The organism is Ensifer sp. 4252 (genome assembly GCF_050434565.1).
Classification (GTDB): domain Bacteria; phylum Pseudomonadota; class Alphaproteobacteria; order Rhizobiales; family Rhizobiaceae; genus Ensifer.
This window is the reverse complement of record NZ_JBNDIU010000001.1, coordinates 383,361-409,788: the sequence shown is the minus strand read 5'-3', so window position 1 is coordinate 409,788 and position 26,428 is coordinate 383,361. Positions and strand designations below refer to the sequence as shown.

Here is a 26,428-nt window from a genome sequence, read left to right as displayed (position 1 = left end):
CGAAGTCGCCGGCGGCGATTGTCAGGTTATGACTTTAGCAATCAATCGTTTGCCGTCACCTTGACGCCGAGGACCGAAGGAATGGTGTTCGGCGCGCCCATTGCCGCACCCATGATCATCGGGAACGGAACCGGCTTTTCCGGTGCAGCGCTGATCGTCAGGCTCTTGGGGCCGTCGAGATAGGTGTTGACCGCTGATGACACCTGGTTCTGGAGTTCCGGCACGTTGAGCTGTGCCATCATCAACGGGACGAGGCCCTTCAGCGATTGCGCCAGCTGGTCGCCGGTAACACCCTGCTGCGAACCCGCGTAGTCGAGTGCCTTCTTGGTGATGGAGGCGTCGTCGAAGCGGACCTCTGCACTGTTGAAGGTCAACTGCTGCATCAGGCCCATCATCGCAAGTCCCATCGCCTGATTGGCTTCTTCCTTGTTCGGGTTGGCTTCGGCCGTCTTCATGGCTTCCTGGAGCGACTTCATGAAGGCGAGCGTGTAGCCCGAGATGTCGACGGCAAGGTTCAGCCGGCCGACATTCTTGAAGTCGAAGGCATATTCTTCGAGCGCGACATTGCCGCTTTCGAGCTCCCAGCTGCCCTTCATGGTCACGGCGCCATCAAGCTTGGTCAGGCCGAGCTTCTCGATAGCGTCCTTGGTCTTGGGGTCTTCGACTTCGGAAAGGTCGGCCTTGAGGCCGGCGGCTGTCGCGTCGAAGTCAAACCCGGCATCGTTTTCCTGGCGGGCGAGGTTTGCTTCGCTGCTTTCGAGCGAGAAGACTTCCTTGCCCTTGGCGCTGACCGTGATCGGGCCCGTGCTGGCGCTTTCGTAAAGCAGGATATCGTTGATCGTGCCGCCGGCTGGATTCGCGGGGATAGACAGGCCCGAAATGAGAATGTCCTTGACGGCGAAGCTGCCCGCGTCCTGCGTGACGTTGACGTCCGGGAAGGAGACTGTTTCGGCGTAGTAGCCGCCGCCTTCGGTTTCCTCGACGCCTTCGAAGGTGATGTCGCCGATCTTCAGCGCGTCGCCAGGCTGGCCCGCGAGCTTGATCTGGACGCCCGACGCCGTCACCGTGTCGCCGCTGACTTCAGCCTTGTCGAAGGTGAGCGTGGTGCCGTTCGAATTCGTCGCCGCATCGAGCTTCTTCATCATGTCCGCGCCGTCCAGCGCGAGGGCCGGGCCGGTCAGGGTCAGGAGTGCGGCGCTGGCCATCATCAGGCGGATCTTGCGCGTATGCATCATTGTCGAGTTCCTTCGTGAAAATATTTGATTGTTTAGCTGTGTCGAAGATGCGGCGTCGCTAATCTGGTTCATGTCGGCAAGCTGCGTCAACTGAGGTGGACAGCCGTGTCGGCTGACGAAATATGCCAAGCCCGCGGCTCCATCCTCCCCCCAGCTCGCGTCCCGCAATGTCCCCCTCGCAAATCATCCAAATCAACAGCAGCCGAACCTAATACGAAACAGGGCGAAATTATATTCGGTCGATGAAATCACACAGCTTCCCCGCCCGGATGCTTTCCGGGATGTTACCGACGGCGATCACTCACTCATGCCATAACCGTTTAAGCGTTGCATGAACATTGCGGCGCCCGGTCTGCGTCGTCCGATAGCGCGGCGGCGGCGCCTTGTGGTTCTCCACAGCGCGATCCCCTGAAATCCTTGATGTTCCGGGTTTGTTGCGCTAGCAAGAACATATGGGACAAAGCCTTACTCCCCCGTCTGGCGGGGATGATCATATTCAGCCGGTTGACCTGAAGGCAGCGCTGGAAGAGCGCTACCTTGCCTACGCCTTGTCGACCATCATGCATCGTGCGCTTCCGGACGTCCGCGACGGCCTGAAGCCGGTGCATCGCCGCATCGTTCATGCCATGAGCGAGATGGGACTCAGGCCCAACACCTCGTTCAAGAAATGCGCCCGCATCGTCGGCGACGTCATGGGTAAGTTCCACCCGCATGGCGACGCCTCGATTTACGACGCGCTGGTGCGCCTGTCGCAGGAATTCGCCATCCGTTACCCGCTCGTGGACGGACAGGGCAACTTCGGCAATATCGACGGCGATAACGCGGCTGCCATGCGTTACACCGAAGCGAAGATGACCGACGTCGCCTCGCTTCTGCTGGAAGGCATCGATCAGGACGCCGTGGATTTTCGTCCCACCTACAACGAGGAAGACCAGGAGCCGACCGTGCTCCCCGGCGCCTTCCCGAACCTGCTTGCCAACGGCGCGACCGGCATTGCCGTCGGCATGGCGACATCAATCCCGCCGCACAACGCCCATGAGCTGTGCGACGCGGCGCTGCATCTGATCCGTCACCCCGAGGCGACCGTCGAGGACCTGCTCTACGATCCCGCCAACCCGCAGAGGGGCGGCATCGAGGGACCGGATTTCCCGACCGGTGGCATCATCGTCGAAAGCCGTGCGAGCATGGCGGAGTCCTATCGCACCGGTCGCGGCGGCTTTCGCGTGCGGGCGCGCTGGGTGCCCGAGGAGCTCGGCCGCGGCGGCTATCAGATCGTCATCACCGAGATCCCCTATCAGGTCCAGAAATCGCGGCTGATCGAGAAGATTGCCGAACTGCTCGTTGCGCGCAAACTGCCGCTGCTGGAGGACATCCGGGACGAGTCGGCCGAAGATATCCGCATCGTGCTGGTGCCGAAGAGCCGTTCGGTCGATGCCGGCATCCTGATGGAATCGCTGTTCAAGCTGACGGAGCTCGAAAGCCGCATCCCGCTCAACTTGAACGTCCTGTCGATGGGGCGCGTGCCGCGCGTCATGGCGCTCAACGAGGTGCTGACGGAGTGGCTCGCCCACCGTCGCGACGTCCTGCAGCGCCGTTCGCGCCACCGCTTGGCTGCAATCGAGCGGCGCCTGGAAATCCTTGGCGGCTACCTCGTCGCCTATCTCAATATCGACGAGGTCATTCGCATCATCCGCGAGGAGGATGAGCCGAAGGCCGTGATGATGGAGCGGTTTTCGCTCACCGACCTCCAGGCCGAGTCGATCCTCAACATGCGGCTGCGCTCCTTGCGCAAGCTGGAAGAGTTCGAGATCCGTACCGAGTTCGATGCGTTGTCGACGGAAAAGGCCGAGATCGAGGCGCTGCTTGCTTCCGAGGAGAAGCAGTGGCAGACCGTCGCCTGGGAAATCGGCGAGGTGAAGAAAAAGTTCGCCAAGGCGACCGAGATCGGCAAGCGTCGCAGCACCTTTGCCGATGCGCCGGACGCCGACATCGAAGCCATCCAACAGGCAATGATCGAGAAGGAGCCGATCACTGTCGTCATCTCGGAAAAGGGCTGGATCCGGGCGCTGAAGGGCCACATCTCCGATACCTCGACGTTGCAGTTCAAGGAGGGGGATGCGCTCAAGGTGGCGTTCCCGGCCCAGACGACCGACAAGATTCTCGTCTTCACGACCGGCGGCAAGGTCTACACGCTCGGCGGTGACAAGCTGCCCGGCGGTCGCGGACATGGCGAACCCTTGCGCATCATCGTCGATATGGAAAACGACCAGGACGTATTGACGGCCTTCGTGCACGATCCGGCAAGAAAGCTCATCGTTTCATCGGCGGCCGGCAACGGCTTTGTCGTTGCCGAGGGCGATATCGTCGCCAATACCCGCAAGGGCAAGCAGGTGATGAATGTCGCCATGCCCGACGAAGCCAAGCTGGTGCTGCCGGTTAAGGGCGATCATGTCGCGGTGGTCGGGGAAAACCGCAAGATGCTCGTCTTCCCGCTGGTGCAGATCCCGGAAATGGCGCGGGGCAAGGGCGTCCGCCTGCAGCGCTACAAGGATGGCGGCATCTCCGATGTCCGCTGCTTTGCAATTGCAGACGGCCTCGTCTGGGAAGACAGCGCAGGCCGCGTCTTTACCAAGAGCAAGGACGAGCTGATCGAGTGGCTGGCCGATCGTGCCTCTGCCGGTCGCGTCGTGCCCAAGGGGTTCCCGCGCAGCGGCAAGTTCAGAGGCTGATCCATCGCTGCCTGCGCGGCTACAGCGCCGCGCGTCTTATTAGACGCGCAAAGGTCGCTGTAGCACTTTGAATTGCTGCATGTTTTTATCCTTAAATCGAATGCGATTTAAGGATACATGCAGTAGGCTGCGCAGGCAGATGCTCATATTCTTCCCAAGCAATCTGAAATTTAGCGGAATACCCCGTTTTCGGCGCTTGAAAGCAACGTGCGGTCGTGGATCAATAATCGTCCCAACAGGATGAAGACCATGCCGAATTCTGCCACCCTTGACGACATTCTGCTTGCGCTCGCAAATCCGGTTCGCCGGCGGATATTCGAGATATTGCTCGGCGGAGAAACCCGGATTGTCGAGGTGGCCGCCGCCGTTGCTGTGACGCCGGATGCGCTCGAGCAGCATCTGCGCATCCTCGAGGAAGCCAGCCTGGTTTCGCGTCTACCCGCCCGCGATGGCGAGGCCGTGTGCGGCAATCCCGCACCTCTTGATGTTGCTGCCGCCTGGATCGACATGAACCGTGCGCTCTGGTCGATGCACAGCCAGGTGGCGTACTCTTCGGAGGCCGGCAGAACGTCAGCCTGACAAGCCTTCCCTGATGATCGCCATTCCGCCGCCTTCCGGGCGGCCGCTACCTATTCAGGGCAGGGCGCAGTGCCGCACGGACGGCGCGACTGTGCATCTGCCATAGAGAATGGCCGATAAGCGCAAAAATGAGGATTGCGCCGCCGGCAAGTGTCTGCGTCGTCGGGCTTTCGGCAAAGACCAGCCAGACCCAGATCGGTGCCAGGATGGTTTCAAGCAGATAGAACATGCCCACTTCCGGCGCCGACAGGAACCGCGGCCCGGTCGCCAGGCAGAAGAACGCAAGCGGGATCATCACCAGCCCGTTGAACAGGATGTACTGCGGAGCCGCGATCGAGAAGCCGCCGGTAGGCAGGAGCAGAAGTGCAACGGCCGCCGGAAAGATGGCGGTGACCAACGGCACCAAAGCCATGTCGCGGCCGCTTGCCCGGCTGATGGTGATGGCACTGGCAAGCAGGAAGGCAGAACTTGCCGCCATCGCGTCGCCGAACAGATGGCCGCTCTCAAGCCCCTCCTGCACGATCAGCCCGACACCGATAACCATTGTCGCCATGGTCACGAGCGTTGCATTGGAAGGGCGTTCCTTCAGGAAGATCCAAGAGAGCAGTGCCGCGAACATCGACGTGAAGGCAAGAATGAAGACGACGTTTGCCGTTGACGTGTTGAAGACGGCGAGCAGGAACGTGCACGAGTTGATGCCGTAGAACAGGCCGACGACGAGACCGGCCTTGCCGGGAATGAGCGAGATCTTGCGGCGCAGCAACCGATTGATCACGAACCATGTCAGGAGCCCGATGAAGAAGGTCGAAAGGCTGCGCACCGCGAGCAGCGACCAGACCTCACCACCGGCGGATCGGATGAGCGGAATGTCGAAGGAGAGAGCAAGGCCGCCGAGGCCGGTGATGGCAAGTCCGCGCCGGTGCAGCGCGGCATCAGTGGAAGGGCTCAATTTTCAATCCGTTTCCGTGGAAGGCGTTTCTGAAGGTGCGTCAGGTCCATCGTAACGCTCCCAGCCGCGCGGCATAAGGTGTTCCTGCGGCAAAAATTTCGTCTTGTATCCCATCTTGCGCGACCCTTTGACCCAATAGCCGAGATAGACATGCGGGAGGCCGCGCTCCTTGGCGCGCCGGATGTGGTCGAGAATCATGAAGGTGCCGAGCGAGCGATCTTCATGGGCAGGGTCGAAGAAGGAATAGACCATCGATAGCCCATCGCCCATGCGGTCCGTCAGCGCGGTTGCGATCAGCGGCCCGCGCGCTCTCTCGCTGATGCCGTCACCTTCGACCCTTAAGCGGTATTCGATGATCTTGGTGTGCACATGGGTGTCTTCGACCATCATCGCATAGTCGAGAACCGACATGTCGGACATGCCGCCCTTCTGGTGTCGTCGGTCGAGGTAGCGCCGGAAGAGATTGTACTGTTCGCTCGACGGCTCGGCCGGATATTCCGACGAGATGACGTCGCTGTTGGTCGCGAGCACGCGGCGCATCGACCGGCTCGGCGAAAATTCGTTGGCGAGAATTCGAACGGAAATGCAGGCGCGACAGGTTTCGCAGGCGGGCCGATAGGCGATGTTCTGCGAGCGGCGGAAGCCGCCCTGGGTCAAGAGGTCGTTGAGTTCGGGTGCGCGCTCGCCCACCATGTGGGTAAACACCTTTCGCTCCATCTCATTCGGCAGATAAGGGCAGGCTGCCGGCGCAGTGAGATAGAATTGCGGAGACGGTGTGGTCTGTGTGTTCATCGAGTGCGGCGGTCACTCTTCGCGCGGTTGTTCATGACAGTAGCATGGCGGAAGAATGGAAAACGTCAACTCACACGTTTGGGGCGGTCGCCCCTTGCGCATGGATTGTTCGTCATCGATTGCTTCGGCGGGGATCAGTAGGTGTCGCGACGGACCGTTACGGTGCCGATCAGCAGATCATGCAGCAGGCGGCTGCGATCCGTGAACAGTCCGATCAGCAGAATCAGTGGCGTCAACAGCGCGTTGGCGATCCAGAAGATGACGAGATGCACGATCGCCGTCAGGAAATCCATCGGACGTCCGTCCGTGCGCGCAATCGCCAGTCCCATCATCCGCATGCCGGGCGATGCCTGCTCGCGACCACCGACGGTCGCGCCGAAATACAGCATCGCCACCAGCGCGAAAAGCACGGGATAGAGCAGGAAGCCGAGGCCGAGGGTCAGGATGCCGAGGAAGAACACGACCACGGCGGCCGGAATCCACAACAGGGCGATGATGACATAGTCGAGAATGAAGGCGAACACCCGCCGCGACAGCACACCCTGATAGGCGCGCCAATCATTGCTCGGCAGCCGCAGTTCTTCGTTGTGCATTGTCATCTCTAAAGGCCTCGCATGGTTGCAAGCTCGATATGGGTTGGCATTGCGTGCAAAACAAGGATTGCCCGCCATGCGCTGCCTGCAGTTTGTAGCGGTGGGGCGTTACCGTCCCTTGGCCAGAATCCTTGCGACCTCGATGGCGAAGTAGCTGAGGATGCCGTCGCAGCCGGCGCGCTTGAAGGCGAGCAGCGTTTCCAGCATCACCTTCTCGCCGTCGATCCAGCCGTTGGCCGCTGCAGCCTTGACCTGAGAGTATTCACCCGACACCTGATAGGCGAAAACCGGAAGGCCAAAGGCCTCCTTCATGCGCCAGCAAATGTCGAGGTAGGGCAGGCCGGGCTTGACCATCAGCATGTCGGCGCCTTCCTCGACGTCGAGGGCGGCGTCGCGGATCGCCTCGGTGCCGTTGGCAGGGTCGATGTAATAGGTCTTCTTGTCGCCCTTCAGCAGACCGCCGGTGCCGATCGCTTCGCGATAGGGACCGTAGAAGCCGGAAGCGAATTTCGTCGCGTAGGCCATGATGCCGACATTCTGGTGGCCCGCCGCGTCGAGTGCCTCGCGGATCGCGCCGATACGGCCGTCCATCATGTCCGAAGGCGCGATGATATCGGCGCCGGCATCGGCCTGGCCGACAGCAGCCCTGGCGATCGTCTCCACCGTTTCGTCATTGATAATTTCGCCGTCGCGCAGGATGCCGTCGTGGCCATGGCTGGTGAACGGGTCGAGCGCCACGTCGGTTATGATGCCGATCTCAGGCACGGCCTTCTTGAAGGCGCGCGTTGCCTGGTTGATGAGATTGTCGGCGGCGAGGCTGTTGGAGCCGATCTCGTCGCGCAGCGACAGATCAATATTGGGGAAGGTGGCGATTGCCGGGATGCCGAGATCGGCGGCTTCCCTGACCGCTTCCACCGCCTTGTCGATGCTCATGCGGTTGACACCCGGCATGGCATCGATCGGCTGCACGATGTTGCTGCCCGGCACGATGAAGATCGGCCAGATCAGATCGTCGACCGTCAGGCGGTTCTCCTGCACCAGCCGGCGCGTCCAATCGGCCTTGCGGTTGCGGCGCATGCGGCGGTGCCCGGTAATCCTGTCCACAAGATTCGTCCTGTCGTTCATCGCGCCGCGCCTTTCTCTGGAAACTGTGAGGTGGCATGCGCTTTATCATGTGGGGGCCGCGCTTGGAAACCGCGCCGCGCACAACCGGCCTGCGGCATTTCTTCCCTTTCGCCAATACACAAAGGGGAGGGGCTTCCTTCGTGCTGGCGGATGGCGTCGAGCCGCCCTATCTTGCCGCCCATGCTTCATGATTCTGCCCATGTGCCGAAACCATCGCTGACCGAGATCCTTTTCGGTCTGTTCCTGCGGCTGGTGTCGGCCTCGTGCTTCTGGTTCGCGCTGAACTATTGGGCGATGCTGATCGGCTTCTCCCATGGCGGTGCCGGCCGCTTCGATCTGCTGACGCCGGAGTGGCGGGCGGCGGCTACGGCGCTTGCCGTGGTTTACCCGGTCGCTGCCCTGGGGCTGTGGCTGCTGGTCTCCTGGGGGCCGGTGGTCTGGGTGGTGGCGGCAGCGATCGAGATCGCGATGTACGAGTTCTATCCCGTCAGTTTCGGCACCCGTCCGCTGCTGGTTGCGCTGCACGTTGCCGTCGCCGTCACCTTCGTTCTTTTCAGGGCCGCGCTGCTCTATCAACGCTACCGGCAGGCGAGACAGGTAAGAGTTGATTCACCCTGAGACAGATCCGCCGATTGGTAAGCTCATGTTAAGGCTGCGGTTTAAGTAGAATTTTAGACGTATTCGATAGGGTCTCACTCAAGGCGGGAAGACAAACAGACACCGCCAAACAAAACAGTGAGGCAGTCAAATGAACACGAAGATGAAGCCGCAGGTCGCTGCGCCCCGAGACCCTCAGGAAGAAACCATCCGCGGTCTCTACATGGAATCCCTCCACCTCGTCGAGCGTCTGCACCGCCGTCTGCTCGACGTCATCAAGGACGAGTTCGACCGTCAGGGTCGCGACGATGTCAACGCCGTCCAGGCTCTGTTGCTGTTCAACATCGGCAACTCCGAACTGACCGCCGGCGAGCTTCGCTCCCGCGGCTACTACCTCGGCTCGAACGTCTCCTATAACGTCAAGAAGCTGGTCGATCTCGGCCTCATCAACCACCAGCGCTCGCGTGTCGACCGTCGCTCGGTCCGCATCAGCCTGACGGAAGACGGTCAGGAAATCGCTGAAACCGTCGCCAAGCTCTACGAGCGTCACATCGGCTCGATCCAGAAGGTCGGCGGCATCGGTTCGGACGAGTTCACCCAGATGAACAAGCTGCTGCAGCGTCTCGATCGCTTCTGGAACGACTCGATCATGTACCGTCTGTAATTCAGGCAAAAACCTCCAGTTCAAGGGTCGGGCGCAATCCCTGCGTGTCCGACCTTTGCCGTTTGTCGGCGCTGTCAGCTGTTGCCGAAAAACCGCATCAGCTCGATGCGCCGTTCCCCAGGTCGGGCCGGTTTTCCGAAGGGAAAACATTAGGAAATCAAAATGTTCCTACTCGCGGCCTGCCTGCAGACCTGCCCTTGATCGTGAAAAGCAAAAGGCATGCCATGTCGTCCTTCAACCTGGCCGAGACACGAATTGGCCATATTGCTGTGACAGCGACGACGACATGCGGTAGGTGCGGCCACGTGTTTCTTGAGCGTGGATTCGTTTCGCGTTTCGCCTGCCGAATGAGGGTCCTCACTCGCGGTATCGTGAAATCATGTGAGGGCAGGGTGGCTCGTTGGTTGACCTTTGTTAACCACGATCGTGTTAGGGCTTCGGCAACATGCGTGTCTGCGCATAGGGCGCGTGCCAACGCATTGGGATGGTAGGAATATGTCGAAAAAGAATGGTATTGATGCATTCTCGCGCCGGGCATTTCTGCGCTCGGCCGCAACCTTCGGTGCCGTCGCTTGGGCGGGAGCCGCAAGCGCACAGGACGCCCTGAACGAGATCATCAATTCGCCACGCCGCGGCTCCTGGGACGACCAGTATGATGCCAAGGCATCGCGCACGGCAACCACGGTCGTGTCCAATACGCCGGTCTTCGGCCCGGAAACGATCAACCATGTCCAGCAAGCCATCTTCGACTATCAGAACATCGTATCGTCCGGCGGCTGGCCGATGGTGGCAACCAGCGTCAAGCTTGAGCTCGGCGTCACCGATCCTTCGGTGCAGCAGTTGCGCCAGCGCCTGATGGTTTCCGGCGACCTGCCGCAATCGGCCGGCATCTCGTCGCAGTTCGATTCCTATGTCGATGGTGCGGTCAAGCGTTTCCAGGCCCGTCACGGCCTGCCGGCAGATGGCGTCATCGGCGAATACACGCTGAAGGCCATCAACGTTCCGGCGACCACCCGTCTCGGTCAGTTGCAGACCAACCTTGTGCGTCTGCAGTCGATGTCCGGCGATCTCGGCCGGCGCTACGTGATGGTCAACATTCCCGCCGCCTACATCGAAGCTGTGGAGAACGGCCGCGTCGCACTGCGTCACACTGCCATCGTCGGCAAGATCGATCGCCAGTCGCCGATCCTCAACTCCAAGATCTACGAGGTCATCCTCAACCCCTATTGGACCGCACCGCGCTCGATCATCCAGAAGGATATCATGCCGCTGATGCGCAAGGATTCGACCTATCTGAAGCGCAACGCGATTCGCCTGTTCGACGGCAGCGGTGGCGAAGTGTCGCCGGAAACGGTCGACTGGAATGCCGAGAAAGCGCCGAACCTGATGTTCCGGCAGGATCCGGGCAAGATCAACGCGATGTCGTCGACAAAGATCAACTTCCACAACGAGCATCAGGTCTACATGCACGACACGCCCCAGCAGGGCCTGTTCAACAAGCTGATGCGTTTCGAATCGTCCGGCTGCGTTCGCGTTCAGAACGTTCGCGACCTTTCGAGCTGGCTTTTGAAGGAAACACCCGGCTGGTCGCGTCAGCAGATGGAAGCCACGATCAAGACCGGCGTCAACACGCCGATCACGCTGGCCGAAGAGGTCCCGGTCTTCTTCACCTACATCACCGCCTGGTCGGCGACGGACGGCGTCGTTCAGTTCCGCGACGACATCTACCAGCGTGATGGCGCTACCGAACTGGCACTGCAGACGCCCTATGGCGTCGAGCAATCGGCCGGCTCGGTCGAGTCGGACGCCTTGCCGCAATAAGCAAAGTCGAGACAATTATTTGCAAAAGCCGCGCTTCCCCTGGCAGCGCGGCTTTTTCGTTGATCCAGTGGCTGCGGTGTTTAGGCGCGGCAGATGGGGGAAATGACGCAAACCGCACAGCGGATATTGCTCTCGCCGTGCGAGGAAGCTAAAGAACTGCCACCTTTGAGAGGAGCCTCGCGCCGATGCTTGCACAGAACAATGACGCCTTCTTCACCCGCTCTCTCGCCGACAGCGATCCGGAAATCTTCGGTGCGATCGAAAAGGAGCTGGGTCGTCAGCGCCACGAGATCGAACTGATCGCCTCCGAGAACATCGTGTCGCGCGCCGTGCTCGAGGCCCAGGGCTCGATCATGACCAACAAATATGCCGAGGGCTATCCGGGCAAGCGCTATTATGGCGGCTGCCAGTTCGTTGATATCGCCGAGGAATTGGCGATCGAGCGTGCCAAGAAGCTCTTCGGCGCCAAGTTCGTCAACGTGCAGCCGAATTCCGGCTCGCAGATGAACCAGGCCGTGTTCCTCGCGCTCCTGCAGCCGGGCGACACCTTTATGGGTCTCGACCTCAATTCGGGCGGTCACCTGACGCACGGCTCGCCGGTCAACATGTCCGGCAAGTGGTTCAACGTGGTTTCCTACGGCGTTCGCGAGAGCGATCACCTGCTTGATATGGACGCTGTCGCCGAGAAGGCTCGCCAGCATAAGCCGAAGCTGATTATCGCCGGCGGCACCGCCTATTCCCGCATCTGGGACTGGAAGCGCTTCCGCGAGATCGCCGACGAAATCGGCGCCTACCTGATGGTCGACATGGCTCACATTGCCGGCCTCGTTGCCGGTGACCAGCATCCGTCGCCGGTCCCGCATTGCCACGTTGCCACGACCACGACGCACAAGTCGCTGCGCGGCCCGCGCGGTGGCATGATCCTGACCAATGACGAGGATATCGCCAAGAAGATCAACTCGGCGGTCTTCCCGGGTCTCCAGGGTGGCCCGTTGATGCACGTTATCGCCGCCAAGGCTGTTGCCTTCGGCGAAGCGCTGGAGCCGTCCTTCAAGGACTATGCGGCCCAGGTGGTCAAGAACGCTCGCACGCTTGCCGAAACACTCAAGGCGAACGGTCTCGATATCGTTTCCGGCGGTACTGACAACCACTTGATGCTGGTTGACCTGCGCAAGAAGAACGCCACCGGCAAGCGCGCCGAGGCAGCCCTTGGCCGCGCCTATGTCACCTGCAACAAGAACGGCATTCCGTTCGATCCCGAAAAGCCGTTCGTCACCTCGGGTGTCCGTCTCGGCACTCCGGCCGGCACGACGCGCGGCTTCAAGGAAGCCGAATTCAAGGAAATCGGCGAGCTGATCGTCGAAGTGCTCGACGGCCTCAAGGTTGCCAACTCCGACGAAGGCAATGCTGCCGTCGAAGCGGGCGTGCGCGAGAAGGTGATGAAGCTCACCGGCCGCTTCCCGATGTACGGCTACATGTGATCGGCTCATCATGCGCTGCCCCTATTGCGGTTCCGAAGACAGCCAGGTGAAGGACAGCCGTCCGGCAGAGGACGGCAATGCCATTCGTCGTCGCCGTATCTGCCCGGATTGCGGCGGTCGCTTCACGACCTTCGAACGGGTGCAGTTGCGTGAGTTGATGATCATCAAGAAGACCGGTCGGAAGGTACCTTTCGACCGGGACAAGCTGCTGCGGTCTTTCGAGATCGCGCTGAGAAAGCGCCCGGTCGACCGCGACCGCATCGAGCGGGCGGTTTCCGGCATCGTGCGACGGCTCGAAAGCTCCGGCGAGACCGAGATCCCTTCGGAGGAGATCGGCCTGCAGGTGCTGGAAGCGCTGAAGAGCCTCGACGACGTCGCTTTCGTCCGCTACGCATCGGTCTATCGGGATTTCTCCCACGCCGAAGATTTCGAGAAGGTCATCGCCGAGATCAGCGCCAAGATTGCGCGCGACCCCGGCGAATAGGAAAGCGCCCGGATCGCCATGGCCAATCCCACCCGTGAGGACGAGAGGTTCATGGCGGCGGCGCTGCGACTGGCACGCCATCATCTCGGACAGACATCCACAAACCCCTCCGTCGCCTGCCTGATCGTCCAGGATGGCATTGTCGTCGGACGCGCGGTCACCGCCAAGAGTGGCCGCCCGCATGCCGAAGCTCAGGCGCTTGTCGAAGCCGGCGGGCGGGCGCGGGGCGCGACCGCCTATGTCACCCTCGAACCTTGCTCGCATCACGGCAAGACGCCGCCCTGCGCCGATGCGCTGGTCGCCTCCGGCATTGCCCGCGTCGTCATCTCGATCCTCGACCCCGATGAACGCGTCGCCGGCCGCGGCGTCGTGCGCTTGCGCGATGCCGGCATCACCGTCGATATCGGCGTTCTGCCGGAGGAGGGGCATCGCGCACTCGAAGCCTATCTCATGCGGCAGGTCAGCAAACGTCCGCATGTGACTCTCAAGCTTGCCGTTTCCGCCGACGGCATGATCGGCCGCAAGGGGGCTGGACAGGTCCGCATTACCGGCCCGATCTCAAGGGCGCAGGTTCAGATCCTCCGGGCGCAAACCGATGCGATCCTGGTGGGCATCGGTACGGCGACCGCCGACGATCCGGAATTGACCGTGCGTCTACCGGGACTGGAAGACCGCTCGCCCATCCGCATTGTTCTCGATCGACGCTTGGACCTTTCGCCCGGATCGAAACTCGTGCGCTCAGCACGCGAGGTCCCCGTGATTGTCGTCTCCGGTGAGCCGTCGGGGCCGGAGCCGCTGGCCGGCCGCCGCGCGGCGCTGGAGGCTGCCGGCGTCGAGGTGCTGGAAACCGGATCGGTCGCCGATCTGCTGACGGCACTCGGTTCGCGCGGAATTTCCTCGCTGCTCGTCGAGGGTGGTGCGGTTGCCGCTCGCGCATTCCTGGATGCTGGCCGCGTCGATCGCATGCAGATTTATACCGGTCCCGAAAGCATTGGCGAAAACGGCATCGCGTCCCCATTTGATCGGAAGTCCGTGCCCGCCGGCTTCACACTCGTCAATTCCGCGCGATACGGCGACGACCTTTTCGAAGAATACGAAAGAGAGAACTGATGTTCACAGGCATTGTCACTGATATTGGTACCGTTGATGCCGTCACGCCGCTGAAGGAAGGCGTGAAGCTGCGCGTCGCCACCAATTACGATCCGAAGACCATCGACATGGGGGCTTCCATCGCGCATTCCGGCGTTTGCCTGACGGTCACCGCTTTGCCGGATGGCGGCAGCAACGAGCGCTGGTTCGAGGTCGAGGCATGGGAAGAAGCCTTACGGCTGACGACCATCGCCGGCTGGAAGAAGGGCACGCGCATCAATCTCGAGCGGTCGCTGAAGATCGGCGATGAGCTTGGCGGCCATCTCGTTTCCGGTCATATCGACGAAAAGGCCGAGATTCTCTCGGTCGAATCTGAAGGTGACGCCGTCCGGTTCCGTCTGCGTGCACCAGCGCATCTGGCGAAGTTCGTTGCGCCCAAGGGGTCCGTCGCGCTCGACGGCACGTCGCTGACGGTCAACAAGGTCGATGGCGCCGAGTTTGACGTGCTCCTGATCCGGCATTCGCTTGAGGTGACGACCTGGGGCGACCGCCAGGCTGGTGATTTCGTCAACTTCGAAGTCGATACGATGGCGCGCTACGCTGCTCGCCTTGCGGAGTTTCCCGCGCCGAAGGCAGAGTAAATCATCCGCCAATACGATCCGGAAAGCGAACCGCCCCCATTCGGGGGCGGTTGCATTTTTGCCGTGCGTTCCTGCTGCGCTCAGCGCAGATAGAACGTCAAACTGCCGTCCGCGGCCTGTTCCGCGCCAGCGATGTTGTTCATCTCCACGTTCTCAGACCTTAGCTTGGCGGCGAGCGGCTTGTTGGCGCCGACTGCGGCGTGCAGGGCTGAAAGCTGTTGTGGAGTCGCTTCGTCGATCCAGGTCCGGGTCTGGCTCATCCGGTTCAGCGTATCGACGTTGACGACGGTGAAGTTGTCACCCTTAAGTCGCGCACCGTTCGGTCGATCTGGGTCGGCCAATTCATTTCAGTGCCGGCAGCGTGGGAGACGCCGCCGAATGTCAGGGCGGACAGGGCAGCGATGACGGAAAGCTTGGCAATGCGGTTCATGGTCATGCTCCTTCAAGTTGGTGCGGCGCGCGATCCGTTAGCCTGATACCCGAACGCGGGACCCTTGGCGGGCTTCCGGGGGCTTTCTCGGACGTGGTCGCAGTGGCCAGCCGATACCGTTTGCGGGTGGGGTCACCCGCAGCGAAATATGCTGGACTGTTTCGACTGGTTGGGCGGCGTCTCCCTTGTGGATCAGGGGCTCGCGTCGTGCCAACGCTTAGGAAATTGGGCGGCAATCTGGCCGTTTCAATGGCGCAATGCCCTGAAAAACAATTAAAAATTGTTCATGTTTCAGAGCGCTCGTGGACCTTGGCGCTTCCCGCCCGGGCGGCATTTTTCTGGTGTCGCTCGAACATGATCACATGGGTGCCGTGATAGCTCGTGCGCCAGAATTCCTTGAAGCCCTGCTTTTCTGCGACGCGGATCGAAGCGTTATTGCCGACATCGATGATGCAGGTCTTCCGCAACTTCGGAAACTGTCGGTCGGCCCATTCGAGCGCGGCGGTGACAGCCTCGGTTGCAAGCCCCTGGCCGTGTGCCCTCGGCGAAAGCGCCCAACCGGTTTCCATGGTTCCTTCGAGCGACGGCGTGATCAGCCGATGCACGTCGTGAAAACCGGCTTCCCCGAGAAAGGTGCCGGTTGCTCGATCCTGAATGGAGAAGAAGCCGAAACCGAAATAGTGCCACATGCCGACCTGGCGCAAGAAGCGCGTCCAGGATTGCTCTCGTGTGTAGGGAACGCCGCCAACGAAACGCGTTACCTCGCTGTCGGCAAACAGGGCGGCATAGGCAGTGAAGTCGTCCCGTCGATAGGGACGCAGGACTAGGCGTTCGGTCTCGATGATAGGAACACTGTGCATGTTTTATCCGCTACTATTGGTTTGGAAGATGGGATGATCAGATACCAGGCTCGCCGTCCCAGTAGTCGACGGCACTCTCGGTCCGTCCAACGAACCGGAAGCGCCGCTCGCCCGCCGCCGTGCGCGTCTTTGCGAGGAATTTGCCGGAATCCGGATATTCGCAGATCTCCGTTGCGGCCATCGTCGAGATCGAGAGATACTTGAGCGGCACGGATCCGGTGTTGATCAGGTGATGCGCCGTCTCGGGCCCGCCTGCTGGCGCGCCCAGGATATCGCCCGGCCCAACTGCGTGGCGCTCGGTTCCGAACCGATAGGTGCCTTCCCCTTCGAGGATGATGAACAGTTCCTCTTCGACATGATGATTGTGGAATGGGCAACCGGATTTCCCCGGCGGTACTTCGCCATAGCCGATGCCGAGGTCTTTCAGCCCAAGCCGCCCGCCAAAGGACGTGTCACGGGACTCGAAGAAGGTGCCTTCGGACCAGTGGTCGAGGGCAAGGTCCCTTGGGTTGACGATGGGTTTGTTGGTGTCCGCCATGTATTCCTCCCAGGCGCTATCGTCGTCGCGCGGAGCGACCGCATCGGGTCCTCTGTGTCGCGCTTTATTTTTTTGGCCAACCGACCATCGATCAGGTATCCGGCGGCGGCCATCCGTTCCTGCGGGAACATTTGCGTTCGAACGGTGGATAAAGGCGTGTGGCAATGCTGCCATCAGGCAGGGCCATGGGCGCCTCGTGTGTGGTAGAGGAGCGCGTGGTGGACCTCGTCGAGGTCGCTGGCGACGCTGACGCAAAGGCTGCGGATCTCTTCCGTTGCCACCAGCAGATCCGGCACCATGATCGTCATCATGCCGGCCGATGATGCCGAGCGCACGCCATTATGGCTATCCTCAAGCGCAAGGCAAAGCTCGGGTACGACACTGAGCCGTCGGGCAGCCGTCAGGAAAGGCTCGGGATGCGGTTTGCCCACTTGATAGTCGCCATGGGCGACGACGACAGGGAAGCGATCGAGCAATCCATGAAGGCCGAGGTTTCGCTCGACATCGTTATGCCCAGACGATGTGGCGATCGCAAAGGGAATGCCGAGATCTTCCAGTGAGCCGATGAGTTCGGCCACGCCTGGCTTCAACCGCAGTTGGGTTGTCGCCAGACCATGGAAGGTGGCCGCCGCCTGCTGCCAGAACCGGTCGAGATCGAAATCTGCGCCGAAATGTCTGCTGAGTGATTGTCGCGTCGCCTCACCGGAAAGGCCTATGGTCGCGAGATAAAGCGACAGCGGAAAGTGCCGCTCGAGCGCCTGCGCGGTCATAAGCATCGCGTCGCGGTAAAGCGCCTCGGTATCGAAGAGCAGGCCGTCCATGTCGAAGACGACGGCCTGAGGCATGCGGGGCAGACGAATAGATATCGACGGATCGACATCATGCATTAGGAACAACCTTCGCTCGACTTCCATGGTCCGGGCCGGCATTCTTTCCGACCAGGCGTTGTATACGGCCTGATTATTGGCATTGTCGGCAACGCCTGGCTACCCCCTCAAGCGTGACACAAGCGTGCCGCCCCGTCTGGAGCGGACAGGGCGTCACGGGCGCGCGACGCGGCAAAAGGGCACCAAGAGCGGAATTTGCTTGCCATTCGACGCCGGTCATGGTTTGACCGCCGCCTCAGCCGGTCGCACCGGCGCGGAAATCTCAAGACAGGTGACCCATGGCGAAGACCAAGGCTGCCCACATCCTGATTGTGGAAGCACGCTTCTATGACGATATGGCCGACGCATTGCTCGATGGCGCCAAACATGCGCTGGATGCAGCCGCCGCGACCTATGATATCGTGACGGTTCCCGGCGCACTCGAAATCCCGCCGGCAATTGCCATGGCGCTCGACGGCGCGGACGATGGCGGCACCGCCTATGACGGCTTCGTCGCGCTCGGTATGGTCATTCGCGGCGAGACCTATCATTTCGATATCGTCGCGAACGAATCCTCGCGCGCGATCATGGATCTCGCCGTCAGCGAAAGCCTTGCCATCGGCAACGGCATCCTGACGGTCGAAAACGACGATCAGGCCTGGGCGCGCGCACGCCGGTCAGAAGGCGACAAGGGCGGCTTTGCAGCGCGCGCCGCCTTGACCATGATTGAACTGAAGAACAAATTGGGCACGGAACAGTGACGAACACCCCCTCGGATCAGCCGTTGAAGCAGGCCAACCAACGCGGCGCGGCGCGCCTGGCGGCCGTGCAGGCGCTCTACCAGATGGACATCGGCGGCACCGGCGTGCTGGAAGTCGTCGCGGAATACGAAATGCACCGCCTCGGCCAGGAACTGGACGGCGATACCTATCTGAAGGCTGATGCCTCCTGGTTCCGGTCGATCGTTGCAGGCGTCGTGCGCGATCAGCGCAAGCTCGACCCGCTGATCGGCTCGGCGTTGCAGGACGACTGGGCGCTGTCGCGGCTCGATTCCACCGTTCGTGCCATCTTGCGCGCCGGGACATTCGAGATGCTGGAGCGCAAGGACGTGCCGGTTGCGGTGATCGTCACCGAATATGTCGAAATTGCCAAGGCTTTCTTCGGAGACGACGAACCGAAGCTGGTGAACGCCGTTCTTGACCGGATTGCCCGGCAGGTTCGCGGCGAGCCCAAGAAGTAGCGCGGCCATGGTTGCGGTTGCCGTCGATGACATGGGCTCTGCCCTTCGCGAAGCGCGCCGCAACGTTTTCCTGCTAACCGCGGCGCAGGCGATCCTTGGCGTCGTCGGCCCGATCTGCTTTGCCGTCGGCGGTGTTGCCGGCTATCAGTTGCTGGCAGACGACAAGTCGCTGGCGACCGCGCCCCTGACCGCCTATAACGTCGGCATGGCGCTCGGTGTCATTCTCGTGGCAACGCTCTCTCGCCTCATCGGCCGACGCTTCGCCTTCATGGTCGGCACCGGGATTGCGTCGGTGGGCGCCGCGATCGCCGCGGTTGCGCTCTTCCGCGAGAGCTTCTGGCTCTTTGCCTTCGGTCTTGCCATTCTCGGCTCCTCCAACGGGTTTACCCAAAAGCTGCGCTTCGCGGCCGCCGATGCGGCGCCGTCCTTCTACAAACCGAAGGCGATATCGTGGATCCTGGGCGGGGGCATCGTTTCCGCGGTTCTCGGCCCACAGATCGTCATTTTCGCCGGTGATCTCTTCGCGCCCGTCGCCTTTGTCGGTGCCTTCATCGCCTTGCTGCCGGTCTGCCTGCTGGCCGCATTTTTCTTCGCGCCGTTGCGTCTGCCGGAGCAGGGGACCGTGGCCAGCGAGCATCACGGCCAGGCCGCCCGTTCGCTCAGTGAGATCGTTCGCAACCAACGCTTCATCACCGGCATGGTCTGCGGCATATCCAGCTACGCGCTGATGACATTCATGATGACCGGTGCGCCGGTCGCCATGGTCGTCGGCTGCGGCTTTTCCACCGAACTTGCGACGCTTGGCATCCAGTGGCACGTGCTCGCAATGTTTGCACCCAGCTTCTTCACGGGGTGGCTGATCACGCGCTTCGGCGCTGAGCGCATCGTCGCCTGCGGGCTGCTGCTGCTTATGGCCTGCGCAGCTGTCGCGCATATGGGCCTGGAACTCTGGAACTTCTGGGGCGCCCTGGTGCTGCTCGGCCTGGGTTGGAATTTCGGTTTCATCGGCTCGACTGCCATCGTTGCCGGCAGCTATCGCCCACAAGAAGCCGACAAGGTTCAGGCCTTCCACGACATCATCCTGTTTACCACCGTCGCGCTGTCGTCCTTTGCCTCCGGCAAGGTCCTCTCGGTCTATGGCTGGGATATGCTGAACGCAGTCGTCTGGCCCGTGACGATTGTCTGCCTTCTCCTGCTCTTCTTGCTGATGCGTTCTCGCGCCAGCGTTGCGGCCTGAGCCACCGCATTTTCCAAAATCTTCCGTTTGCAAAGGCCCGCCGGTAGTTAGTTTTCCGGGGCTTGACGATCTTTCGCTCCAAACGCACTCTGGCCGCGCCGTGAGGGGTGCTGCTTGAGGAGGTGGTGCGTGATTCGCGGATTTGAGGGGCCCGCGGCCGGGAGTGAGTCCGCGGGTTGAAACGGAGGGTAATGCGAAATGACCATTTTGTTGGGCGTTATCGCATGCGGGTTGCTCGCGGTGGCTTATGCCATCTGGGCAACACGGTCGGTGCTTGCCGCCGACCAGGGGAACGCCCGCATGCAAGAAATCGCAGGCTACATTCGTGAGGGGGCGCAGGCCTATCTCACGCGTCAGTACAAGGCCATTGCCATCGTCGGCGTCGTCGTTTTCATCGGCGCCTGGGTTCTTCTTTCTTCCGCGGCCGCGTTCGGCTTTCTCGTTGGGGCAGTGCTTTCGGGCGCCGCCGGTTTCATTGGAATGCACGTTTCCGTTCGCGCGAACGTGCGCACCGCGCAGGCCGCCTCGGTCAGCCTCGCATCCGGCCTCGATATCGCCTTCAAATCCGGCGCGATCACCGGCCTTCTCGTCGCAGGCCTCGCCCTGCTCGGTGTGTCGGTCTACTACCTCATCCTGACCGCGGGTCTGGGGCACGAACCCGGTTCGCGTGAAGTGATCGACGCGCTGGTGGCACTCGGCTTCGGTGCATCGCTGATCTCGATCTTTGCCCGCCTCGGCGGCGGCATCTTCACCAAGGGAGCGGACGTCGGCGGCGACCTCGTCGGCAAGGTGGAAGCCGGTATCCCGGAAGATGATCCGCGCAACCCTGCTACCATTGCCGACAACGTCGGAGACAATGTCGGCGACTGCGCCGGTATGGCGGCCGACCTGTTCGAAACCTATGCGGTCTCGGTGGTCGCAACCATGGTGCTGGCCGCGATCTTCTTTGCCGGCACGCCGGTGCTCTCGACCGTCATGGCTTACCCCCTGGCGATTTGCGCGACCTGCATCATCACCTCGATCATCGGCACCTTCTTCGTCAAGCTCGGCAGCAACAACTCGATCATGGGCGCGCTCTACCGCGGCCTGATCGTGACGGGTGCACTGTCGATCGTCGGGCTGGGTGCCGCCACGTCGCTGACGATCGGCTGGGGTTCGATCGGCACGGTCGCGGGCCAGGATATCACCGGCTGGAACCTGTTCCTGTGCGGTATTCTCGGCCTCGTGGTCACCGCACTGATCGTGGTCATCACCGAATACTACACCGGCACCAACAAGCGCCCGGTGAACTCCATCGCGCAGGCGTCGGTCACCGGTCACGGCACGAACGTTATCCAGGGACTTGCCGTCTCGCTGGAATCGACGGCCTTGCCGGCGATTGTCATCGTCGGCGGCATCATTTCGACCTACCAGCTGGCTGGTCTGTTCGGCACCGGCATTGCCGTGACCGCGATGCTCGGTCTGGCCGGCATGATCGTCGCACTCGACGCCTTCGGTCCGGTGACGGACAATGCGGGCGGCATCGCGGAGATGTCGCATCTGCCGCCGGAGGTGCGCAAGTCGACTGACGCGCTCGATGCCGTCGGCAATACGACGAAGGCCGTCACCAAGGGCTATGCCATCGGCTCGGCCGGCCTCGGCGCGCTGGTTCTGTTTGCAGCCTACGCCAACGACCTCAGATACTTCGCCGCAAATGGCGACAAGTATCCGTACTTCGCCGATGTCGGTCAGATCTCCTTCGATCTGTCGAACCCTTATGTCGTTGCCGGTCTGATCTTCGGTGGCCTCATTCCGTATCTCTTCGGCGGCATCGCGATGACGGCCGTCGGCCGTGCGGCAGGCTCGATCGTCGAGGAAGTGCGCCGGCAGTTCCGCGAAAAGCCAGGCATCATGGCGGGGACGGAGAAGCCCGATTATGGCCGCGCCGTCGACCTGCTGACCAAGGCGGCGATCCGCGAAATGATCGTTCCGTCGCTGCTACCGGTGCTGGCGCCGCTCGTCGTCTATTTCGGCGTGCTACTGCTGTCCGGCTCGAAGGCATCCGCCTTCGCGGCCCTTGGCGCATCTTTGCTCGGCGTCATCGTCAACGGGCTTTTCGTCGCGATCTCGATGACCTCGGGCGGCGGTGCCTGGGACAATGCCAAGAAAAGCTTTGAGGATGGTTTCGTCGACAAGAACGGTACCCGGCATCTCAAGGGTTCCGAGGCGCACAAGGCGTCGGTGACCGGCGATACTGTCGGCGATCCCTACAAGGATACGGCCGGCCCTGCGGTGAACCCGGCGATCAAGATCACCAACATCGTGGCGCTGCTGCTTCTGGCAGTCCTCGCCTGATCCTTATCCCCGAAACGCAAGAGGCCCGCGGAACATCGTTCCGCGGGCCTCTTCTTTGCGATGGGGTGAATTTAGTTGCCGAAGTCCTTGAACAGGCTTCTCGCTGCAGCCTGCCCAGCGCCGGGGCCGGTCAGCAGCTGGCCAAGGAAGCTCGTTTCCTTGCCGCCAGTCGGCGTCGTGCGGGTCAGCATGTCGAAGACCTTGCCGTCCTTCAGCGTATAGTGCGCGAGCTGGCTGACCGTGCCTTCCTTGTCGAAATAAACGGCAAGGATAGACTGGTCGACGAGCTGCGGCTTCATGAACGCCACGGGCCGTTTGCGGGTCTGCGAGATGTAGTAGAATACCTCGTTGTCGAAGGTCGCGGTCGTCGACGGTGTGCCGAGCGAAAGCATGACCTGTTCACGGCTGGAACCGACCGGAACGAGATTTAGCGTTTCCTGATCAACCACATAACCCTGGTGGAGAACTTCACCGACATTAGCGGACTGGCAGGCGGAGAGAGCAATGGTGCTAACAGTCGCTACGGCCGCAGCTCGGCCAAGGACCTTCAAATTTGTTCTGAAAAACCGCTTCGTCAACGACAGCTCCCTTTGGAGTAACGATGGCATATCCGCCATTGCAATTCGTGCATGCTTCGGTAAACCAGCTTCGGCTATCATGCAACAACGTCATGGGCGCTTGCGCGCATTTCGAGAAAGCCAAAGCTGGGCTTTGTGATGATTTTTGGACTGTTCAAAAGAAAAAGCGGCAATATTGCGATTGTCGAACGGCAATATGCATTGTTGACCTCGGCGGCGCGTCAGCCGCACCTCTATACGGACCTCGACGTGCCCGACACGGTGATGGGGCGTTTCGAGATGCTGTCGGCGGTGCTGATCCTTTATTTCCGGCGCACGCGCGGGTCGGCGCGCCCCGGCCAGGAGATCGCTCAGGAGATTGTCGACGCCTTCTTCGAGGATGTCGACCACTCGATCCGCGAGCTTGGCGTCGGTGATGCCGGCGTGCCGAAGAAGATGAAGAAACTGGCCGGAATGTTCTATGGCCGGCTCGAATCCTATGCGGCGGCACTCGAAGGTCGAGACGCGTCCGCGCTTGCTGCGGCGCTGAAGCGTAACTTCTATCCTGGCGGTGCTGAAGGCGAGCCGGGGATGGATGATCTGGCGGTCTATCTCCTCTCTGTTGAGGAACGGCTCGCGGCTGAACCGGAAGAACTCGTCGAAACCGGCCAGTTGCGCATCCCCGCCGCCGGAGAGTAAGAGACGCCATCGATGCCCGTGCGCCGCCAACCTGCGCGCGGCACTATCCGCGAAGAGCGTGCCGGCAACGGCGCCCGCGCGAGGAAGGATCTGATCATGAAAGACGATAGCCGACCGGCATTCTCCTACCCGGTGAAGGTCGGGCATATCTCGGCCAATGCCGTGACCGTGCGGCTCTCGGCAAACGAGAGCGAACGGCAGGCGCTTGCCGAGCTTTGGGATGTGCGCGAAGTCCTGTCGCTTTCAGCGGATCTGCAGATAGCGCGCTGGAAGAAGGACGGCGTCAAGATCAAGGGTGATGTTACCGCTCGGATCGTGCAGTCCTGCGTCGTGACCCTCGAGCCCGTCGAGGCGGATATCCGGGAGCCCATCGAGGCTATCTTCGTGCCGGAGGGATCGAGGCTCGCCCGCCAGGCCAGCAACGATGGCGGCGAGATGATCCTCAGCCCCGACGGCCCCGATATCCCCGATACCTTTATCGGTGATACGATCGATGCCGGCGTCGTTGTCAGCGAGCATGTGGCACTGGCGATCGAGCCTTATCCGCGCAAGCCGGGGGTCACTTTCGGTGCGCGCATCGAAAGCACGGCGGCCGACGACGAGAAGCCGAACCCGTTTGCAGCGCTGAAGGACTGGAAAAAGGACTGAGGCCGCCAAAGCCGCCCCTATAATTCGGTTGTCACGCGGGCGAAAAGCAGTATTTTGGCCCGACTCCGGCCAAATGAGCCGCCGCAGCGATCTGCCGCGTGCCTGGCTCAAGCGTCAGAAGCAATATGTATCGTCGTTGCGTTCGAATGCGCGCGCCACGGCAGCACGTGTTGTGTGGCAGGAAAAAAGGATAAGACACGCGTGGTCAGAATTTCTCTTGACGTGATGGGCGGCGACTATGGTCCTGAAGTCGTCATCCCGGGCGCCGCAAGGGCGCTTGAACGTCATCCGGACATACGGTTTGTCCTGTTCGGCATAGAAGCGCAGTGCGCCGATATCTTGGCCAAACACCCCAAGCTCAAGGCCAACAGCACCTTCCACGATTGCGAGATCGCAGTCGGCATGGACGAGAAGCCGAGCCAGGCGCTGAGGCGCGGCCGCGGCAAGTCGAGCATGTGGCGGGCGATTGATGCCATCAACGCCGGCGAGGCCGATGTCGTCGTGTCGGCCGGCAATACCGGCGCGCTGATGGCCATGTCGGTCTTCTGCCTGCGCACGATGCAGGGCATCCAGCGCCCGGCGATCGCCGCGATCTGGCCGACGCTTAAGGGCGAAAGCATCGTGCTTGATGTCGGCGCCACCATCGGTGCCGATGCGCAGCAGCTCATGGATTTTGCGCTGATGGGCGGCGCGATGGCGCGGGCGCTGTTCGAGATCGAACGCCCGACTGTCGGCCTGCTCAATGTCGGCGTCGAAGAAATCAAGGGCCAGGAAGAAGTCAAGGAAGCCGGGCGCCTCATCCGTGATGCCAATATCGAAGGCTTCGACTATTACGGCTTCGTCGAGGGCGACGATATCGGACGCGGCACCGTCGACGTGGTCGTCACCGAGGGCTTCTCCGGCAATATCGCGCTCAAGGCCGCCGAAGGAACGGCGCGACAGATCGCCGAATATCTACGTGCGGCCATGTCGCGTACGCTGATGGCCAAGATCGGCTACATCCTGGCCAAGGGCGCTTTCGATCGCCTGCGCGAAAAAATGGATCCGCGCAAGGTCAACGGCGGCGTCTTTCTCGGCCTCAATGGAGTCGTGATCAAGAGCCATGGTAGCGCCGACGGCGAAGGCTTTGCCGCCGCGATCGACGTCGGCTATGACATGGTAAAAAATGGTCTGAAGGCGAAGATCGAGATCGATCTGGCGAAGTACCATGGCGCCGAGCCGCCGAGCGCGCTTCCCGCCGGCATGAATGATGAGGTTTGAATAAATGATCCGTTCCGTCGTTCGCGGCTTCGGCGCAGCGTTGCCGAAGCGCGTTGTCACCAATCAGGAGCTGGAATCCAAGGTCGATACGTCAGACGAGTGGATCGTGCAGCGCACCGGCATCCGCCAGCGTTACATCGCCGGCGAAGGCGAAACCACGGCGTCGCTCGGCGAAGCCGCTGCGCGCGCCGCGCTGGACAATGCCGGCCTGACTGCGGCGGATCTCGACCTAATCATTCTGGCGACGTCGACGCCCGACAACACCTTTCCGGCAACCGCGGTCAACATTCAGAATCGGCTCGGCATGCACCACGGCGCAGCGTTCGATCTGCAGGCCGTCTGTTCGGGCTTCATCTACGCGGTGACGACGGCGGACGCCTATATCCGCGGTGGCCTGGCAAAGCGCGTGCTGGTGATCGGTGCCGAGACGTTCTCGCGTATTCTCGATTGGTCCGATCGCACGACCTGCGTGCTCTTCGGCGATGGCGCCGGCGCGATCATCCTGGAGGTCCAGGAAGGCGAGGGTACGATTGCCGATCGCGGTGTGCTCACTGCCAAGCTGCGCTCCGATGGTGCGCATCGCGAAAAGCTTTATGTCGATGGCGGACCATCGACAACAGGCACCGTCGGCCATCTGAAGATGGAAGGCCGCGAGGTCTTCAAGCATGCCGTCGGCATGATCACCGACGTGATCGAGGCCGCCTTCGAGGCGACGGGAACAACGGCCGAAGACATTGATTGGCTCGTGCCGCACCAGGCCAATCGCCGTATCATCGATGGTTCGGCCAAGAAGCTCGGCATCCCGCTCGATAAGGTTGTGGTGACGGTCGATCTCCATGGCAACACCTCTGCCGCGTCCATTCCGCTGGCTCTGAACACCGCGGCGGCGGACGGCCGGATCAAGAAGGGCGATCTCGTTCTGCTTGAAGCCATGGGGGGTGGCTTCACATGGGGCTCCGTTCTGATACGCTGGTAAAAAA

General features: G+C 61.5%; 28 protein-coding genes. 17 read left to right on the top strand and 11 right to left on the bottom strand.

The window, feature by feature from the left end; genetic code table 11:
• Nucleotides 1-41: 41 nt before the first annotated feature.
• Complete coding sequence (locus ABIE33_RS02045; RefSeq protein WP_429120743.1) at nt 42-1,235, bottom strand: hypothetical protein; 1,194 nt, start codon at nt 1,233-1,235, stop codon at nt 42-44.
• Nucleotides 1,236-1,687: 452 nt separating this feature from the next.
• Here ABIE33_RS02045 and parC point away from each other — a divergent pair, with 452 nt between their 5' ends.
• Nucleotides 1,688-3,964 (top strand): DNA topoisomerase IV subunit A, encoded by a 2,277-nt coding sequence (parC, locus tag ABIE33_RS02040; protein WP_429120741.1) that lies wholly within the window; start codon nt 1,688-1,690, stop codon nt 3,962-3,964.
• A 249-nt stretch (nt 3,965-4,213) separates the two neighbouring features.
• Nucleotides 4,214-4,543, top strand: a complete 330-nt coding sequence (locus ABIE33_RS02035; protein WP_429120738.1) for a helix-turn-helix domain-containing protein — start codon at nt 4,214-4,216, stop codon at nt 4,541-4,543.
• A gap of 46 nt (nt 4,544-4,589) precedes the next feature.
• Here the strand turns inward: ABIE33_RS02035 and ABIE33_RS02030 are convergent, their stop codons facing one another.
• The 4 genes from ABIE33_RS02030 to hemB all read right to left on the bottom strand — a co-directional run bounded on the left by ABIE33_RS02030 (nt 4,590) and on the right by hemB (nt 8,002).
• Entirely contained in the window at nt 4,590-5,492 is a 903-nt protein-coding gene (locus tag ABIE33_RS02030; protein WP_429120736.1) for a DMT family transporter, read from the bottom strand.
• 3 nt (nt 5,493-5,495) lie between these two features.
• Nucleotides 5,496-6,284 carry an arginyltransferase gene (locus ABIE33_RS02025; RefSeq protein WP_429120733.1) on the bottom strand — a complete coding sequence of 263 codons (789 nt, stop codon included), beginning with the start codon at nt 6,282-6,284 and terminating at the stop codon, nt 5,496-5,498.
• A 134-nt stretch (nt 6,285-6,418) separates the two neighbouring features.
• On the bottom strand, nt 6,419-6,883 hold the full coding sequence (locus tag ABIE33_RS02020) for an RDD family protein (RefSeq protein ID WP_429120731.1): 465 nt from the start codon (nt 6,881-6,883) through the stop codon (nt 6,419-6,421).
• Between the two features lie 102 nt (nt 6,884-6,985).
• Complete coding sequence (hemB, locus tag ABIE33_RS02015; RefSeq protein WP_429120728.1) at nt 6,986-8,002, bottom strand: porphobilinogen synthase; 1,017 nt, start codon at nt 8,000-8,002, stop codon at nt 6,986-6,988.
• Nucleotides 8,003-8,182: 180 nt separating this feature from the next.
• On the opposite strand from hemB, the gene ABIE33_RS02010 reads away from it, so the two are divergent.
• The 7 genes from ABIE33_RS02010 to ABIE33_RS01980 all read left to right on the top strand — a co-directional run bounded on the left by ABIE33_RS02010 (nt 8,183) and on the right by ABIE33_RS01980 (nt 14,779).
• Nucleotides 8,183-8,620, top strand: a complete 438-nt coding sequence (locus ABIE33_RS02010) for a DUF6163 family protein (RefSeq protein WP_429120725.1) — start codon at nt 8,183-8,185, stop codon at nt 8,618-8,620.
• Nucleotides 8,621-8,750: 130 nt separating this feature from the next.
• The gene (gene ldtR, locus ABIE33_RS02005) at nt 8,751-9,263 is read left to right on the top strand and encodes a transcriptional regulator LdtR (RefSeq protein WP_025426518.1); all 513 of its coding nucleotides are present in this window, start codon (nt 8,751-8,753) and stop codon (nt 9,261-9,263) included.
• Between the two features lie 495 nt (nt 9,264-9,758).
• Nucleotides 9,759-11,084 carry a L,D-transpeptidase family protein gene (locus ABIE33_RS02000; RefSeq protein WP_429120722.1) on the top strand — a complete coding sequence of 442 codons (1,326 nt, stop codon included), beginning with the start codon at nt 9,759-9,761 and terminating at the stop codon, nt 11,082-11,084.
• A 185-nt stretch (nt 11,085-11,269) separates the two neighbouring features.
• Nucleotides 11,270-12,565, top strand: a complete 1,296-nt coding sequence (glyA, locus tag ABIE33_RS01995; RefSeq protein WP_429120719.1) for a serine hydroxymethyltransferase — start codon at nt 11,270-11,272, stop codon at nt 12,563-12,565.
• A gap of 10 nt (nt 12,566-12,575) precedes the next feature.
• Nucleotides 12,576-13,049 carry a transcriptional regulator NrdR gene (gene nrdR / locus ABIE33_RS01990; RefSeq protein ID WP_003529310.1) on the top strand — a complete coding sequence of 158 codons (474 nt, stop codon included), beginning with the start codon at nt 12,576-12,578 and terminating at the stop codon, nt 13,047-13,049.
• A gap of 18 nt (nt 13,050-13,067) precedes the next feature.
• A complete protein-coding gene (gene ribD, locus ABIE33_RS01985; RefSeq protein ID WP_429120712.1) occupies nt 13,068-14,159 on the top strand; it encodes a bifunctional diaminohydroxyphosphoribosylaminopyrimidine deaminase/5-amino-6-(5-phosphoribosylamino)uracil reductase RibD in 1,092 nt (363 codons plus the stop codon).
• Complete coding sequence (locus tag ABIE33_RS01980) at nt 14,159-14,779, top strand: riboflavin synthase (RefSeq protein ID WP_429120709.1); 621 nt, start codon at nt 14,159-14,161, stop codon at nt 14,777-14,779. The genes ribD and ABIE33_RS01980 overlap by 1 nt, the downstream gene beginning before the upstream one ends.
• Nucleotides 14,780-14,859: 80 nt before the next feature.
• On the opposite strand, the gene ABIE33_RS01975 is transcribed toward ABIE33_RS01980, so the two are convergent.
• From ABIE33_RS01975 to ABIE33_RS01955, 5 genes are all read right to left on the bottom strand, one after another.
• Nucleotides 14,860-15,039: a hypothetical protein gene (locus tag ABIE33_RS01975; RefSeq protein ID WP_429120706.1), complete on the bottom strand. Its 180-nt coding sequence runs from the start codon at nt 15,037-15,039 to the stop codon at nt 14,860-14,862.
• 5 nt (nt 15,040-15,044) lie between these two features.
• On the bottom strand, nt 15,045-15,209 hold the full coding sequence (locus ABIE33_RS01970) for a hypothetical protein (protein ID WP_429120703.1): 165 nt from the start codon (nt 15,207-15,209) through the stop codon (nt 15,045-15,047).
• A gap of 284 nt (nt 15,210-15,493) precedes the next feature.
• On the bottom strand, nt 15,494-16,069 hold the full coding sequence (locus ABIE33_RS01965; protein WP_429120700.1) for a GNAT family N-acetyltransferase: 576 nt from the start codon (nt 16,067-16,069) through the stop codon (nt 15,494-15,496).
• A gap of 37 nt (nt 16,070-16,106) precedes the next feature.
• Nucleotides 16,107-16,607, bottom strand: coding sequence for a cupin domain-containing protein (locus ABIE33_RS01960; RefSeq protein ID WP_429120697.1), 501 nt, complete (start codon nt 16,605-16,607; stop codon nt 16,107-16,109).
• A gap of 173 nt (nt 16,608-16,780) precedes the next feature.
• The gene (locus ABIE33_RS01955) at nt 16,781-17,494 is read right to left on the bottom strand and encodes an HAD family hydrolase (RefSeq protein ID WP_429120695.1); all 714 of its coding nucleotides are present in this window, start codon (nt 17,492-17,494) and stop codon (nt 16,781-16,783) included.
• A gap of 278 nt (nt 17,495-17,772) precedes the next feature.
• Between ABIE33_RS01955 and ribH the strand changes: the two genes are divergently transcribed.
• The 4 genes from ribH (at nt 17,773) to ABIE33_RS01935 (ending at nt 22,284) form a co-directional block, all read left to right on the top strand.
• Complete coding sequence (ribH, locus tag ABIE33_RS01950) at nt 17,773-18,234, top strand: 6,7-dimethyl-8-ribityllumazine synthase (protein WP_429120692.1); 462 nt, start codon at nt 17,773-17,775, stop codon at nt 18,232-18,234.
• Nucleotides 18,231-18,713 carry a transcription antitermination factor NusB gene (gene nusB, locus ABIE33_RS01945; protein WP_025426528.1) on the top strand — a complete coding sequence of 161 codons (483 nt, stop codon included), beginning with the start codon at nt 18,231-18,233 and terminating at the stop codon, nt 18,711-18,713. Before ribH ends, nusB begins: the two co-directional genes overlap by 4 nt.
• Before the next feature lie 31 nt (nt 18,714-18,744).
• Nucleotides 18,745-19,950: an MFS transporter gene (locus ABIE33_RS01940; RefSeq protein ID WP_429123031.1), complete on the top strand. Its 1,206-nt coding sequence runs from the start codon at nt 18,745-18,747 to the stop codon at nt 19,948-19,950.
• Between the two features lie 198 nt (nt 19,951-20,148).
• A complete protein-coding gene (locus tag ABIE33_RS01935; protein ID WP_429120688.1) occupies nt 20,149-22,284 on the top strand; it encodes a sodium-translocating pyrophosphatase in 2,136 nt (711 codons plus the stop codon).
• Between the two features lie 71 nt (nt 22,285-22,355).
• Here ABIE33_RS01935 and ABIE33_RS01930 read toward each other — a convergent pair whose 3' ends face one another.
• Nucleotides 22,356-22,862: an outer membrane protein assembly factor BamE gene (locus ABIE33_RS01930; RefSeq protein ID WP_082366698.1), complete on the bottom strand. Its 507-nt coding sequence runs from the start codon at nt 22,860-22,862 to the stop codon at nt 22,356-22,358.
• A 138-nt stretch (nt 22,863-23,000) separates the two neighbouring features.
• Between ABIE33_RS01930 and ABIE33_RS01925 the strand changes: the two genes are divergently transcribed.
• The 4 genes from ABIE33_RS01925 to ABIE33_RS01910 all read left to right on the top strand — a co-directional run bounded on the left by ABIE33_RS01925 (nt 23,001) and on the right by ABIE33_RS01910 (nt 26,424).
• Complete coding sequence (locus ABIE33_RS01925) at nt 23,001-23,540, top strand: ubiquinol-cytochrome C chaperone family protein (RefSeq protein ID WP_429120685.1); 540 nt, start codon at nt 23,001-23,003, stop codon at nt 23,538-23,540.
• Nucleotides 23,541-23,636: 96 nt separating this feature from the next.
• Nucleotides 23,637-24,188: a YceD family protein gene (locus ABIE33_RS01920; RefSeq protein ID WP_429120682.1), complete on the top strand. Its 552-nt coding sequence runs from the start codon at nt 23,637-23,639 to the stop codon at nt 24,186-24,188.
• A gap of 201 nt (nt 24,189-24,389) precedes the next feature.
• Nucleotides 24,390-25,448 (top strand): phosphate acyltransferase PlsX, encoded by a 1,059-nt coding sequence (gene plsX, locus ABIE33_RS01915; RefSeq protein WP_429120679.1) that lies wholly within the window; start codon nt 24,390-24,392, stop codon nt 25,446-25,448.
• A 4-nt stretch (nt 25,449-25,452) separates the two neighbouring features.
• Nucleotides 25,453-26,424 carry a beta-ketoacyl-ACP synthase III gene (locus ABIE33_RS01910; protein WP_429120676.1) on the top strand — a complete coding sequence of 324 codons (972 nt, stop codon included), beginning with the start codon at nt 25,453-25,455 and terminating at the stop codon, nt 26,422-26,424.
• Nucleotides 26,425-26,428: the final 4 nt, after the last annotated feature.

What these genes read in the sequence shown, in the direction of transcription:
- hemB (WP_429120728.1), bottom strand. Translation starts at nt 8,002, where the DNA reads ATGAACGACAGGACGAATCTTGTGGACAGGATTACCGGGCACCGCCGC.
- ABIE33_RS01935 (WP_429120688.1), top strand. Translation starts at nt 20,149, where the DNA reads ATGACCATTTTGTTGGGCGTTATCGCATGCGGGTTGCTCGCGGTGGCT.
- ABIE33_RS01955 (WP_429120695.1), bottom strand. Translation starts at nt 17,494, where the DNA reads ATGCATGATGTCGATCCGTCGATATCTATTCGTCTGCCCCGCATGCCT.
- ribD (WP_429120712.1), top strand. Translation starts at nt 13,068, where the DNA reads ATGGCCAATCCCACCCGTGAGGACGAGAGGTTCATGGCGGCGGCGCTG.
- ABIE33_RS01925 (WP_429120685.1), top strand. Translation starts at nt 23,001, where the DNA reads ATGATTTTTGGACTGTTCAAAAGAAAAAGCGGCAATATTGCGATTGTC.
- ABIE33_RS02000 (WP_429120722.1), top strand. Translation starts at nt 9,759, where the DNA reads ATGTCGAAAAAGAATGGTATTGATGCATTCTCGCGCCGGGCATTTCTG.
- ribH (WP_429120692.1), top strand. Translation starts at nt 17,773, where the DNA reads ATGGCGAAGACCAAGGCTGCCCACATCCTGATTGTGGAAGCACGCTTC.
- ABIE33_RS01910 (WP_429120676.1), top strand. Translation starts at nt 25,453, where the DNA reads ATGATCCGTTCCGTCGTTCGCGGCTTCGGCGCAGCGTTGCCGAAGCGC.
- ABIE33_RS01965 (WP_429120700.1), bottom strand. Translation starts at nt 16,069, where the DNA reads ATGCACAGTGTTCCTATCATCGAGACCGAACGCCTAGTCCTGCGTCCC.
- ABIE33_RS02020 (WP_429120731.1), bottom strand. Translation starts at nt 6,883, where the DNA reads ATGACAATGCACAACGAAGAACTGCGGCTGCCGAGCAATGATTGGCGC.
- glyA (WP_429120719.1), top strand. Translation starts at nt 11,270, where the DNA reads ATGCTTGCACAGAACAATGACGCCTTCTTCACCCGCTCTCTCGCCGAC.
- parC (WP_429120741.1), top strand. Translation starts at nt 1,688, where the DNA reads ATGGGACAAAGCCTTACTCCCCCGTCTGGCGGGGATGATCATATTCAG.
- ABIE33_RS01975 (WP_429120706.1), bottom strand. Translation starts at nt 15,039, where the DNA reads ATGAGCCAGACCCGGACCTGGATCGACGAAGCGACTCCACAACAGCTT.
- ABIE33_RS01970 (WP_429120703.1), bottom strand. Translation starts at nt 15,209, where the DNA reads ATGAACCGCATTGCCAAGCTTTCCGTCATCGCTGCCCTGTCCGCCCTG.
- ABIE33_RS01940 (WP_429123031.1), top strand. Translation starts at nt 18,745, where the DNA reads ATGGGCTCTGCCCTTCGCGAAGCGCGCCGCAACGTTTTCCTGCTAACC.
- ABIE33_RS01960 (WP_429120697.1), bottom strand. Translation starts at nt 16,607, where the DNA reads ATGGCGGACACCAACAAACCCATCGTCAACCCAAGGGACCTTGCCCTC.
- ABIE33_RS01980 (WP_429120709.1), top strand. Translation starts at nt 14,159, where the DNA reads ATGTTCACAGGCATTGTCACTGATATTGGTACCGTTGATGCCGTCACG.
- ABIE33_RS02025 (WP_429120733.1), bottom strand. Translation starts at nt 6,284, where the DNA reads ATGAACACACAGACCACACCGTCTCCGCAATTCTATCTCACTGCGCCG.
- ABIE33_RS01920 (WP_429120682.1), top strand. Translation starts at nt 23,637, where the DNA reads ATGAAAGACGATAGCCGACCGGCATTCTCCTACCCGGTGAAGGTCGGG.
- ABIE33_RS02045 (WP_429120743.1), bottom strand. Translation starts at nt 1,235, where the DNA reads ATGATGCATACGCGCAAGATCCGCCTGATGATGGCCAGCGCCGCACTC.
- ABIE33_RS02010 (WP_429120725.1), top strand. Translation starts at nt 8,183, where the DNA reads ATGCTTCATGATTCTGCCCATGTGCCGAAACCATCGCTGACCGAGATC.
- nrdR (WP_003529310.1), top strand. Translation starts at nt 12,576, where the DNA reads ATGCGCTGCCCCTATTGCGGTTCCGAAGACAGCCAGGTGAAGGACAGC.
- ldtR (WP_025426518.1), top strand. Translation starts at nt 8,751, where the DNA reads ATGAACACGAAGATGAAGCCGCAGGTCGCTGCGCCCCGAGACCCTCAG.
- ABIE33_RS02035 (WP_429120738.1), top strand. Translation starts at nt 4,214, where the DNA reads ATGCCGAATTCTGCCACCCTTGACGACATTCTGCTTGCGCTCGCAAAT.